The sequence below is a fragment of the Rhodococcus sp. Ni2 genome (genome assembly GCF_021352185.1).
Lineage (GTDB): Bacteria > Actinomycetota > Actinomycetes > Mycobacteriales > Mycobacteriaceae > Rhodococcus_F > Rhodococcus_F qingshengii.
Window position 1 is genome coordinate 733,828 of sequence record NZ_WOXZ01000002.1, and the last position, 12,827, is coordinate 746,654.

The following is a 12,827-nucleotide window of genomic DNA, read 5'->3' on the forward strand; positions in this document are numbered from 1 at the left end:
ACGAGGAGTCGTCGTAATGAATATCGATCGAGGAGGACTCGCCACAATGCAATTGGAAATGCTCTCCACCGAGAGACCCAACCCTCTGACCCGCGATCTCGATGTCATGTCGGTGTCGGGTCTGCTGACGGTGATGAATCAACAGGACGCAATCGTGGCCGGCGCGGTGGCAGCGGTACTACCCGCCATCGAAGCCGCAGTCGACTTGATCGTCGCGGCCCGAGCACAAGGTGGTCGACTGATCTACCTGGGAGCGGGGACAAGTGGGCGTCTGGGAGTTCTCGACGCGGTGGAATGCCCTCCGACGTTCGGGACCGATCCGGGCGAGGTGATCGGCATCATCGCCGGTGGCCCTGGAGCGTTTCTGAACGCCGTCGAGGGGGCAGAGGACGATCCGCGAGCGGCTGGGGTCGATCTCGACGCAATCTCGTTGAACGCCAACGACGTCGTGGTGGGTCTGGCTGCCAGCGGTCGTACCCCCTACGTCATCGGGGGACTCGATCACGCCCGCGAACTCGGCGCTGCAACAGTGGCAGTCTCGTGCAACCGGAACGCGGCAATGAGTTCTCACGCCGGCGTGGCCATCGAAGTGGAGACCGGCCCCGAAATCCTCACCGGATCGACGAGGCTCAAGGCCGGAACTGCGCAGAAGATGGTGTGCAACATGCTCTCCACGGCGAGTATGGTTCGCTCCGGGAAGGCATTCCACAATCTGATGGTCGATCTTCGGCCGACCAATGCCAAGCTTGTCGATCGTGCGAACCGGATCGTCGCGGCAGCCACCGGAGTCGATACCGAGATCGCTGCGGAGACCATCGACAATGCCGATGGTCATGTGAAGGCAGCGGTCGTCATGTTGTTGGCCGAATGCGACTTCGCCGAAGCAACCGAACTGTTGGACCGCGCTTCGGGTTCGGTACGTGAGGCCATCGTCGGAGCCGGCAAGAGCAGTGAGGAAGTCTGAATGGAAATCGTCATAGTTCCCAGTCCGGAGGACGGCGGGCGAATCGCTGCCGATATCGTTTGCGGCGCAATCGAAAACGGAGCGCGGACGCTCGGCCTCGCGACCGGATCGTCACCGCTGCACACGTATCGAGAGCTGATCAAGAGGCATCGAGAATCGGGAGTGTCGTTCGCGGCGATGAGCGCGTATCTTCTCGACGAGTATGTAGGTCTCACGTCCGATCAGCCGCAGTCCTACGCGCACACCATCCGCACGGAACTCGTGGATCACCTCGACATCGACAATGCGCGAGTGTTCAGCCCCGACGGCGGGGCCGCGGATCCCAGTGACGCTGCCCGGCGTTACGACGCTGCCATCGCCGAAAACGGTCCCATCGACGTGCAGATCCTCGGCATCGGCCTGAACGGACACATCGGTTTCAACGAGCCCTCCTCCTCGCTTGCATCGCGCACCCGAGTGAAGACCTTGACCGAGAGGACCCGCGCCGACAATGCACGGTTCTTCGCAGACCCAGCCGACGTACCGCATCATGTGATCACGCAAGGGCTCGGAACCATCAGTGATGCAAGGCATCTCGTCCTGATCGCGGACGGCGCCCGCAAAGCGCCCGCCGTCCGGGCCGCGGTCGAAGGTCCGGTCTCGGCATTCTGCCCGGCGTCGGTGCTGCAGCTGCATCCACACGTGACCGTCATAGTCGACGAGGCAGCTGCCGGCGAACTCCAACTAGCGGACTTCTACCGCTACACAACCGAGCACAAGCCTGCAGAGCAAGGTTACTGAAAAGCGGGCTGCTGAAAGCGGACTTGATCTCCAGCGCAGTTGAGGTCCTAGCCTCGGGGGATGATCAACGCCAGAGGTCCAGCGGTATCCCCGCCTGCGGCGCCCCGATTCTTCTCACCACCGCTCAGTGTCGCGATCGTCGGAGCGGGGCCGGCGGGAATCCACGCCGCCGGCGCTCTCGCCGAACTTGCGCCCGGCACCAAGACAGACGTGTTCGAGCGTCTACCGACGCCGTACGGACTGGTGCGCTACGGTCTCGCACCAGGGCACCCCGAGTCCGAAAAGTTCGCCCATTCTCTGCACACCACGCTGGTCGCCAGTGAGTTCCGGCTGTTCTGCAACGTGGAGATCGGAAAGGACCTTTCCGTCGATGACCTACGTTCGTCCTACGATGCCGTGATCATTGCAACCGGTGCGCCGCGGGATGCACCTCTCGACATTCTCGGCGTCGAGCTTCCAGGTTCTTTCGGTGGCGCCGAGTTTGTCGGTTGGTACAACGATCACCCGGACAGCTCGCCGCAGTGGCCGCTGAACGCGGAATCGGTCGCAGTGATCGGAGGTGGCAACGTCGCACTCGACGTCACCCGTATGCTCCTCGCCGAGGCGCAATCGCTGCAGGCCACGGACGTCTCCGACCAAGTTCGGGAAGGGATCGCCGGCAGTCGAGTTCGCGAAGTACACATCTTTGTCCGGCGCGGACCAGCCGACGCTCGCTTCTCCCCGAACGAGTTGCGCGCTCTCGGTGAACTACCCGGCGTAGATGTTGTCGTCGATTCTGTCGATGTCGTACCGGACCGGCATGTCGAGCGGATGACCAAACAGTTGGTGCACACCCGACTGGCAGTCGAGACACTCCGTGGTTTCGCGGACACTGCGCCTGCCGACCGAACTGCCCAGCGTCGAGTTCACCTGCACTTCTACCGACAGCCCGTGGAGATTCTCGGCAACGGGAAAGTCGAGGCACTCCGCGTCGAGCGGACAGTCCCGGACGGATACGGTCACGTCACCGCTTCGGGTATCTGTACCGACTATCCGGTTCAAGCTGTGTACCGGGCAATCGGATTTCTCGGGACGCCACTTGCCGGGGTGCCTTTCGATCACGGACGCGGCAATGTTGCGCACCAGGGCGGCGCAGCGGTCGACGAGAGCGGCTCGCCGATCGCAGGTTTGTTCGTGACGGGCTGGATGAAGCGAGGTGCCGCCGGGCTGATCGGTGCGGCTCGGCCTGATGCACGCCAAACCGTCGAAACCTTGCTGCGACAGTTGGATTCGGCATACGAGCGTCGAGCCGTCCACGGCCGGATCGCGGAGGTCCTCAGGGCCGGCAGAGTGGTGCCCGTCGATTGGGACGGATGGCTTCGCATCGATGCCGCCGAACGTGCCCTCGGTGTGAAGCATGGGCGTGATCGGATCAAAATCAAAGAGCGCGACGAACTCGTTCGCATCGGCACGGAGTCGGCAGTTCACGCCGAATAGATTCGCTGGGGTCTGGAGTACCACCGGGGTTACGCTGAAGTGAGTCACTCCGATTCATTGTGATCGAGGTGCGGAACAGAAGTGTCATGAATGAACGTGGTGCGCAGGCCAGTGACGCGACAATCGCGAGCGGGCCCCTGACCGAACGGGGCACCGTCACCGAGTTGCGCCCCTCAACGCTGCCGGTGATGCGTGACGGCCAGAACGGTGCAGACGGCCTCGGCCGCCTTGTGGCGGATTGGGAGGAGGGACGAACCCCGTCCGACCTGAGCGACTATCTGCCTGATCCAGCCAAGATTCGTCGGGCGGCGCTGATCGAACTGGTCGGAATCGACATGGAGTACCGCTGGCTGAAAAATGATTGCCCGAAACGGCTCACGGATTACTGTGCCGAGTATCCCGAATTACTCGAAGAACCATTACCGGCCGAGCTCCTGTACGAGGAGTTCCGGCTGCGGAAGCAGGGTGGGGAGGACGTCGCAGCAGCCGAGTACCTCAGCGAGTTTCCCTTGCAGGCAGAGAGTTTCGAGCAGATGTTCGACCGTGATTCGATGGCCGGTCGCGAAGACGTGATGATGTTGGGACTCTCGGGTTTCGACGAGTTCGAAATCGGGCAGCACCTGGACGATTTCGAACTGGTGTTGGAACTCGGGCACGGCGCATTCGCCCGAGTGTTCCTCGCTCGGCAACTCTCGATGCAGCGGTGGGTTGCGTTGAAAATCTCGCGCAACATTGGAGTCGAGCCACAGACTCTCGCCCAGCTCGACCATCCCAACATCGTCCGGGTCTTCGATCAACGGCTGCTCGAGGAACGCGCACTGCGAGTCCTGTTCATGGAATACGTGCCGGGTGGGACCCTGCTCGACGTGGTCAAACTTGTCCGCGTGACACCGCAGGCCCAGCGGTCCGGACAACTACTTCTCGACGCCATCGACAAGACCCTGGCGAAGAAGGGAGAGATGAAGCCCAGCGAGACGAGCCTGCGGAGCGAGATCGCTGCGATGTCGTGGCCGGAGACCGTGGCCTGGATGGGGATGCGACTGGCCGATGCCCTCGAGTATGCGCGTGAGCACGGCGTATTACATCGGGACATCAAGCCGGCGAATGTCCTGCTCAGCGTCGAAGGCATCCCCAAGCTCGCCGACTTCAACGTCAGCTCGAGCGAGGAGGTCTCGACCGAGGACGCTGCATGTTTTGTCGGAGGCTCGCTTGCCTACATGTCTCCGGAGCAATTGGAGGCCTGTGCGGTGGGGGCGCCTGGCACACTCGACACCCGTAGCGACATCTATGCACTGGGCGTGATGTTGTGGGAACTCCTCACCGGGAGTAGGCCTTTCACGGACGACGGTACGGGGGAGAGCCCACCGTCGCCCAAGAAGGCGCTCGAGGCCCGCCGGCGCGGGGTGGATCCCGCAGCCGAGGCACGGCTACCGGACGACTGTCCGCCGGCGCTGCGCCGAGTTCTGGTCAAGTCTCTCTCGCCGGAGAGAGACGGAAGGTGGTCTGGCGGCCGAAAGTTGGCTCGTCAGTTCGCACTGTGTCTGGACCGGTCTGCTCGCAATCTGGTGGACCCACCGGAAGGGAGTCCACGTTCGACGTTGTGGAAGTGGGCGCTGCCGATAGTGCTTGCCGCGATCGGAATTCCGAATCTTCTTGCGGCGGGCTACAACTACTATTACAACAAGATGCTGATCATCTCGGGTCTCTCGCCGCAGGCTCAGCAGCATCTCGAGCAGGTTCATCTGGTCATCGGGGTGGCTGCGTTCTCTCTCGGTGCCGCAGCGATCCTGTATTGGTGTCGGCTTGCACTCACCGTGCCTGACGGACTGCGCAACGGTCAGACGTACAGCGCGGAGGTCTTGAACAAAGCGCGTACCGCGACGCTGAATGTCGGACATCGCGCGGTGGTGATCGCATTCGGTCTGTGGGTTCTGGCCGGTATCGCATATCCGGTCGCATTGCAGATTGCCGCCGGCGGAATTCCGCAGCGAGCCTACGTGCACCTGATGTCGTCGCTGGCGGTGTGCGGCGCCGTCGCAGTCGCGTATCCGTTCTTCATCCTGACGTACTACTCGGTTCGATGTCTGTATCCGATCTTGTTGTCACACGGCGAGTTACGAAGCGATGACGGACGCGATATTCGCTCGTTGGGTCGGAGCAGCACGCGTTACCTCGCAGTCGCGGCGTCGGTTCCACTGGTGGGAATCGCGGGGCTCAGTTTTGTCGGTTCGGGTGCCGGTGAGGAACTCAACGCAACAGTCCGTGCGCTGTGTTTGGGCGGGATCGCCGGATTCATCGTTGTGTATCAACTGTTTCGACGGATCGAAAGTGACCTCCGAGCACTGCTGCGCGTCGTGTCTCTCGAGGTGTCGGCGTCTCCGTAAGTGCCGAACAACCGTATTCGAGTCGGCCTATGTGGAAGTGCTCTTGCGTGGTCGGCTGCGACGAACTGCTTTGGTGCGAGGCGGAGACTTCTCTTCCGATTCTTCCTGAGGGTCGTCGCGCCAGTGAATCTCGATTTCTATCTCGACTTCGTTGCCGTCGACTTCGATCTCGAGTTCCCACCGAACCTGTTCCGGAACACTGATTTCGATCGAGTCCCCACCCGACCCCAGCTCCACTTCCGATCCACTGGCGAGGGCTTGGCCGAGGGCGATGAGTCGGTCGGCGACTTCCTGCCGTGAGAGTTCTGACTTCCTCTTGATCTCCAGTTTGGGCACGAGCACTCCTGACCTCGGCGGATTCTCCCTTTCACGGTAGTTGGACGAAGGGGAGATTGTCGGAGTTTGTGGAACCACACAGCGGGACGCGTCGACGCGCAACAAACCTGAAGGCGCTGTTGGGGGCGTGAGAAACAGCGAGGAATCCGGCTCACTTCCAGCACGGACGAATCGGTCGGGAGGGCCCTGTCCGCGATGATTTTCGCGAAAGTCTGGGTTCAGTCCAGAAGATTGCGCAATAGTGGAAAGGTGCCTTCGACGCCGGATTATGCAGCCCAACTGCGTAACGCTGAGCTTCGCGTGACTCGTCCCAGAGTCACGGTGCTCGAGGTTGTGCATGCACGCCCACACGCAGCCACCGAGACTGTCTTCGATGCTGTGCGGGCTGTTCTGCCGGGGGTGTCGCGGCAGGCGGTCTACGACGTGTTGCACGCTCTCACCGACGCCGGGCTGATCAGGCGGATCCAACCGTCCGGATCGGTGGCGCTGTACGAGTCACGCGTCGGCGACAACCATCATCACGTCGTCTGCCGGTCCTGTGGGGTCGTTGCAGATGTCGACTGCGCAGTCGGAGAGGCACCGTGTTTGACGCCGTCGGCGCACAACGGTTTCGTTCTCGACGAAGCCGAGGTCATTTACTGGGGCCTGTGTCCCGACTGCTCGACAACTCAGAGTTTGCGATCACAAACGTGATCGAAGTCCGTTCTACTCGCTCATGGAGGGATTACCGTGTCCGATAGTTGCCCGGTTGCTCACGACGGAAACACCGAGAGCACCAGCGAAAGTGAAAACCCCGCAATCCCGTCTCCGACGCCTACCGGGAATCGTCCGAGAACAAACAGCGACTGGTGGCCGAATCAGCCGGATCTCTCTGTCTTGCATTCACATTCGTCGAAGTCGAATCCGATGGGTGCCGACTTCGATTACGCCCAGGAATTCGCCAAGCTCGATGTCGAGGCGCTAAAGCGCGACGTCATCGCGTTGATGACGGCGTCGCAGGATTGGTGGCCGGCCGACTACGGGCACTACGGCGGACTCTTCGTGCGTATGAGCTGGCATGCTGCCGGCACCTATCGCATTGCAGACGGCCGCGGCGGTGGCGGCCAAGGTGCTCAGCGTTTCGCCCCGCTCAACAGTTGGCCGGACAACGCCAGCCTCGACAAGGCGCGGCGCCTGCTCTGGCCCGTGAAGCAGAAGTACGGAAAGCAGGTTTCCTGGGCCGACCTGCTGGTGTTTGCGGGCAACTGCGCCCTGGAGTCGATGGGGTTCAAGACCTTCGGCTTCGGATTCGGCCGAGAAGACATCTGGGAGCCCGAGGAGATCTACTGGGGTCCCGAGGACACCTGGCTCGGCGACGAGCGTTACAGCGGAGACCGTGAGCTGTCCGGACCGCTCGGAGCCGTGCAGATGGGCCTGATCTACGTCAATCCCGAAGGACCCAACGGGCAACCGGATCCGGTAGCGGCCGCCCGCGACATCCGAGAAACGTTTGCCCGCATGGCGATGAACGACGTGGAGACAGCTGCGCTGATCGCCGGCGGTCACACCTTCGGCAAGACGCACGGAGCCGGACCGGCCGACCTCGTCGGACCGGAACCGGAAGGTGCTCCCATCGAGCAGCAGGGACTGGGCTGGAAGAGTGCCTTCGGCACGGGTGTGGGTAAGGACGCGATCACCAGTGGTCTCGAAGTCGTGTGGACTCCCACTCCGACGAAGTGGGACAACACCTTCTTGGAGATTCTGTACGGCTACGACTGGGAGCTGACCAAGAGTCCGGCGGGTGCGTGGCAGTGGATTCCGAAGGACGGCGCGGGGGCGGGCACCATCCCGGATCCGTTCGATTCGTCGGCCGGACGCACCCCGACGATGCTGACGACCGACCTGTCCCTACGCCTGGATCCGACATACGAGAAGATCACCCGGCGCTGGCTCGATCATCCGGAAGAATTCGCCGAAGAGTTCGCCAAGGCTTGGTACAAGCTCCTTCACCGTGACATGGGACCGGTCACGCGCTACCTGGGACCTTGGGTTCCCGAGCCGCAGCTGTGGCAGGACCCGGTTCCCTCGGCCGATGATCAACTGATCGGGGACGCAGACATCGCGATCCTCAAGAGTCGACTTCTCGACTCCGGGCTGTCCATTTCGCAGTTGGTATCGACGGCGTGGGCGTCTGCCGCGAGCTTCCGCAGCACGGACATGCGCGGCGGCGCCAACGGTGCGCGAATCCGACTGGAGCCGCAGAAGAATTGGGAAGTCAACGAGCCCGCAGCTCTCTCCGCGGTGCTTCAGACTCTCGAGCGGGTTCAGCAGGACTTCAACCAGGCTGGTGGAGCAAAGGTTTCTCTCGCCGACCTGATCGTTCTGGGTGGTACAGCGGCCGTCGAACAGGCTGCGAAGAACGCCGGACAGGACATCACGGTCTCGTTCACTCCGGGACGTACGGACGCAACGCAGGAGCAGACAGACGTCGACTCGTTCGAGGTACTCGAACCCCGGGCCGACGGATTCCGGAACTACCTCAAGGGAGGCGAGAAGATTCCGGCAGAGATTCTGTTGGTCGACCGCGCGTACATGCTGTCGCTGACCCCGCCCGAGGTGACAGTGCTGGTCGGCGGACTTCGCGCGCTGAACGCGAACTTCGGCAATACCCGTCACGGCGTGTTCACCGATCGTCCCGAGACGTTGACCAACGATTTCTTCGTCAACCTTCTCGACATGGGTACCGAGTGGAAGCCGTCGAAGACGGACGAAAACGTCTACGACGGTGTTGATCGCGTGACGGGCGATCCGAAGTACACGGCAACTGCGGTCGATCTCGTTTTCGGATCGAATTCGCAACTGCGTGCACTCGCCGAGGTGTACGCCAGTGCAGACGCCAAGCAGAAGTTCGCCGAGGACTTCGCCGCAGCCTGGACCAAGGTGATGGACCTCGACCGGTTCGACGTGAACTGATCCAGCAGATCGTCGACGACGCCCCGCGAGCTTGTTCTCGCGGGGCGCCGTCATTTCACGCGCACGATAGCGTGGTCGTGTGGCCGATCAATTTGCGCTGGTACCAGCGGTGTACGTGCTGTTCTGTCGAAGCGACCCGGTACAACGGCGCGAGGTGCTGCTGCAATTGCGCGAGGGCACGGGATTCATGGACGGATACTGGGCTCACGCTGCTGCGGGCCACGTCGAACTGGGGGAGTCGGCGATCGACGCTGCCGTTCGGGAGGCTGCGGAAGAACTTGGTGTCGAGTTGCTTTCCTCGGAACTGAAGCCGCTGACCGTGTTGCATCGCCGCCACGCGGACGGGAGCGAACCGGTGGATCATCGAGTGGACTTCTTCTACGAATGCCGCACGTGGTCGGGTGAACCACGCCGGATGGAGCCGTTGAAATCTGCAGATCTGCGGTGGTGGCCGGTTGACGAACTTCCGGAGAAGTTGGTCGACCACGAGCGTTTCGTAATCGAAGCCCATCACTCCGGTCAGCTCGCACCCATCCACAGTTACGGCTTCTGACCGGGTGAGGATCTGATTCAGGCTTCGCTGGCAACGATGACCGGGCAGTGTGCTTTTCGAATCATCGCACTGCTCGTGGTGCCGAGAGCGGTGTCGTCGAACGAACCTCGTCCGCGCCGGCCCACGACGAGAAGCCGTGCCTCGGTGGAGAGTTGTTCAAGAATGGCAACCGAGGGGCCGTCGAACTCGATCTGACGGATCGCGACGCCAGGGTAGAGCGTGGCCCAACCCGACAGTTGCCACGTCAGCGGCGTCGAGTGCTGGGGCGAGTGCCCGGATGCGAAGTCTCGACGCAGCTCGGCCTCTGGCGGCGCTGCGTGCACGACGACCAGTTCGGTGTTCGCTGCCTCTGCTTCCTTGAATGCGATGGCCAGAGCGCTTTCGCTGTAGGCGCTTCCGTCCAAACCGACGACAACCGGCAAGGCTGCCGCAGCGCTGCTTTCACGCGGTGTTCCGACTCTTGCGAACGAACATGTCGGTCCAGGTGCGGCGGGATCGTCCTGTGTTGCGACGATCAAGGCGGCCTCAGCTGTCAGCGCGGTGAGAATTGCGGTGTTCTCCCCGGAGATCAGATCGGTCCGGATCCGAAGATCTGGCGACACCGACTCGGCGATCTGAATGGCCTCCATGAACAGGCCGGTCGGCGATGCCGAGGTGTTCAGATCGGCGCTCGGAGTTACGAAAACGATTCGCATCCAGAGACCGTGGCGATGTGCGAACTCAGCCGCCCACGTGATCTCGCCGGGGCGCAGCGGGGATCCGTCGATGCACACGACCACCGCTCCGTCCGCGGACCACTCCGAGGTGATGAGATCAGTCGATAGTTCGGGCTTCATCGTGAACTCCTCGAGCTGTGTCTGTTGAATGCGAACTAGCTTGCAGGACAGTGCCGAACAGCAATCCTGCGACGACTATCGAGCACGCGGCAGTCGTCAGGGGCAACCACACGAGCGTCGTGACAGCGAACATGAGCACGAGCAACGGGGCGAGGAGATGGCCGGGTTTCGCTCGGCATTCGTGTTGCTGCCTTTCTGCCCAGGCTCGGTACTTCGTGCCGTCATTCATGTTGTTTCACCTCAGTTCTCACGTCGGAAACCGACTTGTGACCAAGCAGTCCGACATGCGCCTCGTCGCGCATTCTTTCGACCATGTGGGGGTAGTGCAGTTCGAATGCCGGCCGCTCACTGCGGATTCGGGGAAGTTCGGTGAAGTTGTGTCGCGGTGGTGGGCAGGACGTCGCCCATTCGAGCGAGTTTCCGAAGCCCCAAGGATCGTCGACAGTCACAATTCGGCCGTACCGGTAGCTCTTGAAAACGTTCCAGATGAACGGAATCGTCGAGGCTCCGAGCACAAACGCGCCGATGGTCGAGATCGTGTTGAGAAGAGTGAAATTGTCCGATGGCAGGTAGTCCGCGTACCGCCGAGGCATGCCCTGGGCGCCGAGCCAATGCTGGACGAGAAATGTTGCGTGAAAGCCGATCAGGGTCAACCAGAAATGGATCTTGGCGAGCTTCTCGTCCAACATCCGGCCGGTCATTTTCGGGAACCAGAAGTAGATTCCGGCGTATGTCGCGAACGCGATTGTTCCGAAGAGGACGTAATGGAAATGCGCGACAACAAAGTACGAGTCGGTGACATGAAAGTCCAAGGGCGGGCTGGCAAGGATGACGCCGGAGAGTCCGCCGAACAGGAATGTGACCAGGAAGCCGACGGAGAACAGCATGGGCGATTCGAAAGTCAACTGCCCCTTCCACATGGTGCCGATCCAGTTGAAGAACTTGACTCCGGTGGGAACTGCGATCAGGAAGGTCATGAACGAGAAGTAGGGGAGGAGAACGGCGCCGGTTGCGTACATGTGGTGAGCCCACACAGCGATCGACAGTGCAGCAATTCCCAATGTTGCATAGACCAATCCGGTGTATCCGAAGATCGGCTTGCGGCTGAAGACGGGGAAGATCTCCGAGACTATGCCGAAGAACGGCAGCGCCAGAATGTAGACCTCGGGATGGCCGAAGAACCAGAACAGGTGCTGCCACAACATGACTCCACCGGTGGCGGGGTCGAACAGGTGCGCTCCCAGGTGCCGGTCCACCCACAGTCCGATCAAGGCAGCAGCGAGCAGCGGAAAAACGAGGAGGATCAGCATGCTGGCGACCAGCGCATTCCACGTGAAGATCGGCATGCGGAACATCGTCATACCCGGGGCGCGCAGGCAGACGATCGTCGAAACGATGTTGACTGCGCCGAGGATGGTGCCGACCCCACCGAGAGCGAGACCGATGATCCACAGGTCGGCGCCCATGCCGGGGGAGTGGAGTTCGCTGGTGAGCGGTACGTAGGCGGTCCAGCCGAAATCTGCCGCACCACCAGGTGTTACGAATCCGGCGGACGCGATCAGGCCGCCGAAGAGATAGAGCCAGTAGCTGAAGGCGTTGAGTCGCGGGAAACACACGTCCGGCGACCCGATCTGCAGTGGCATGAGGTAGTTGGCGAATCCGAAGAACACCGGGGTCGCGTACAGCAGGAGCATGATCGTGCCGTGCATGGTGAACAACTGGTTGTACTGCTCGTTGGACAGGAATTGCATTCCCGGAACGGTCAATTCCATGCGCATGAGTAGTGCCATCAGTCCGCCGATCAAGAAGAAGGCAAACGATGTCACGATGTACATCAGACCGATCATCTTGTGATCGGTGGTCCTGAGGATCTCGACCAGTTTCGAACCCTTCGGAGCGGTTCGGGGAATTGCATCGGCGGGGGAATCGACCTCACCGACCGGCCGGGGTGCGAGATCAACCACGACGGCCGCCTACGCACATCGACGTGACGAAAGACCGAGAATGCCTGGGACTGTGGAACATAACGCAATGATCGTGGCGACCGGGAACTCGGACGAGGGGAAAAGGTCCCTAGGATCGGAACAGAGGCATGGCGTAGATCACGTGGTCCGGTACGGTCGAGAGAGTTGTCTTCACGAGCCGAAAGAAAGCGAGATGGTCATGGCATGTCGTATCAGTGAACTGGTGCTCGGTTGCCGGGAACCCGAGGTGCTGGGCCGGTTCTGGTGCGAGGTCCTGGACTTCGTCGTGCTCGATCGAATGGACGACGGTTCGTTGGAGATCGGCCCACGCGAAGGGTTCGGCGGTCCGCAGCCGACGATCATCCTCAGTCGCAGAGACGAACCGGAGAAGGGTAAGCCCCGCCTGCATATCGACGTCAACGCCACCGATCGCGATCAGGAGGCCGAACTGGAACGCCTGTTGAGTCTTGGTGCGCGGCCGGCCGACATCGGCCAGACAGGGCACGAACAATGGCATGTCCTGGCCGATCCGGAAGGTAACGAGTTCTGCCTGCTCAAGGCCCAACTGGATCCGCTCTGACG

General features: G+C 61.6%; 11 protein-coding genes. 8 read left to right on the forward strand and 3 right to left on the reverse strand.

The window, feature by feature from the left end; all coding sequences use genetic code 11:
* Positions 1-46 precede the first annotated feature (46 nt).
* The 4 genes from murQ (at position 47) to GN300_RS16965 (ending at position 5,604) form a co-directional block, all read left to right on the forward strand.
* On the forward strand, positions 47-964 hold the full coding sequence (gene murQ, locus GN300_RS16950; protein WP_039972677.1) for an N-acetylmuramic acid 6-phosphate etherase: 918 nt from the start codon (positions 47-49) through the stop codon (positions 962-964).
* Positions 965-1,744: a glucosamine-6-phosphate deaminase gene (gene nagB, locus GN300_RS16955; RefSeq protein WP_003941456.1), complete on the forward strand. Its 780-nt coding sequence runs from the start codon at positions 965-967 to the stop codon at positions 1,742-1,744. It begins immediately after the preceding gene.
* Positions 1,745-1,804: 60 nt separating this feature from the next.
* A complete protein-coding gene (locus GN300_RS16960; RefSeq protein WP_063314907.1) occupies positions 1,805-3,220 on the forward strand; it encodes an FAD-dependent oxidoreductase in 1,416 nt (471 codons plus the stop codon).
* Positions 3,221-3,306: 86 nt separating this feature from the next.
* Entirely contained in the window at positions 3,307-5,604 is a 2,298-nt protein-coding gene (locus GN300_RS16965) for a serine/threonine-protein kinase (protein WP_063314906.1), read from the forward strand.
* Between the two features lie 27 nt (positions 5,605-5,631).
* Here the strand turns inward: GN300_RS16965 and GN300_RS16970 are convergent, their stop codons facing one another.
* Complete coding sequence (locus tag GN300_RS16970; protein ID WP_037129603.1) at positions 5,632-5,940, reverse strand: amphi-Trp domain-containing protein; 309 nt, start codon at positions 5,938-5,940, stop codon at positions 5,632-5,634.
* Positions 5,941-6,189: 249 nt separating this feature from the next.
* On the opposite strand from GN300_RS16970, the gene GN300_RS16975 reads away from it, so the two are divergent.
* From GN300_RS16975 to GN300_RS16985, 3 genes are all read left to right on the forward strand, one after another.
* Positions 6,190-6,633 (forward strand): Fur family transcriptional regulator, encoded by a 444-nt coding sequence (locus GN300_RS16975; RefSeq protein ID WP_037129600.1) that lies wholly within the window; start codon positions 6,190-6,192, stop codon positions 6,631-6,633.
* Positions 6,634-6,669: 36 nt separating this feature from the next.
* Positions 6,670-8,892, forward strand: coding sequence for a catalase/peroxidase HPI (katG, locus tag GN300_RS16980; protein ID WP_003941458.1), 2,223 nt, complete (start codon positions 6,670-6,672; stop codon positions 8,890-8,892).
* A 79-nt stretch (positions 8,893-8,971) separates the two neighbouring features.
* Positions 8,972-9,445: an NUDIX domain-containing protein gene (locus tag GN300_RS16985; RefSeq protein ID WP_007726430.1), complete on the forward strand. Its 474-nt coding sequence runs from the start codon at positions 8,972-8,974 to the stop codon at positions 9,443-9,445.
* Between the two features lie 17 nt (positions 9,446-9,462).
* Here the strand turns inward: GN300_RS16985 and GN300_RS16990 are convergent, their stop codons facing one another.
* Together GN300_RS16990 and ctaD are read right to left on the reverse strand one after the other, a co-directional pair.
* Complete coding sequence (locus tag GN300_RS16990; protein WP_063314905.1) at positions 9,463-10,281, reverse strand: universal stress protein; 819 nt, start codon at positions 10,279-10,281, stop codon at positions 9,463-9,465.
* Positions 10,282-10,502: 221 nt separating this feature from the next.
* A complete protein-coding gene (gene ctaD, locus GN300_RS16995) occupies positions 10,503-12,245 on the reverse strand; it encodes a cytochrome c oxidase subunit I (RefSeq protein WP_007726434.1) in 1,743 nt (580 codons plus the stop codon).
* Positions 12,246-12,444: 199 nt separating this feature from the next.
* Here ctaD and GN300_RS17000 point away from each other — a divergent pair, with 199 nt between their 5' ends.
* Positions 12,445-12,825: a VOC family protein gene (locus GN300_RS17000; RefSeq protein WP_007726436.1), complete on the forward strand. Its 381-nt coding sequence runs from the start codon at positions 12,445-12,447 to the stop codon at positions 12,823-12,825.
* The last annotated feature ends 2 nt before the right edge of the window (positions 12,826-12,827 follow it).

What these genes read in the sequence shown, in the direction of transcription:
- murQ (WP_039972677.1), top strand. Translation starts at nt 47, where the DNA reads ATGCAATTGGAAATGCTCTCCACCGAGAGACCCAACCCTCTGACCCGC.
- nagB (WP_003941456.1), top strand. Translation starts at nt 965, where the DNA reads ATGGAAATCGTCATAGTTCCCAGTCCGGAGGACGGCGGGCGAATCGCT.
- GN300_RS16960 (WP_063314907.1), top strand. Translation starts at nt 1,805, where the DNA reads ATGATCAACGCCAGAGGTCCAGCGGTATCCCCGCCTGCGGCGCCCCGA.
- GN300_RS16965 (WP_063314906.1), top strand. Translation starts at nt 3,307, where the DNA reads ATGAATGAACGTGGTGCGCAGGCCAGTGACGCGACAATCGCGAGCGGG.
- GN300_RS16990 (WP_063314905.1), bottom strand. Translation starts at nt 10,281, where the DNA reads ATGAAGCCCGAACTATCGACTGATCTCATCACCTCGGAGTGGTCCGCG.
- GN300_RS17000 (WP_007726436.1), top strand. Translation starts at nt 12,445, where the DNA reads ATGGCATGTCGTATCAGTGAACTGGTGCTCGGTTGCCGGGAACCCGAG.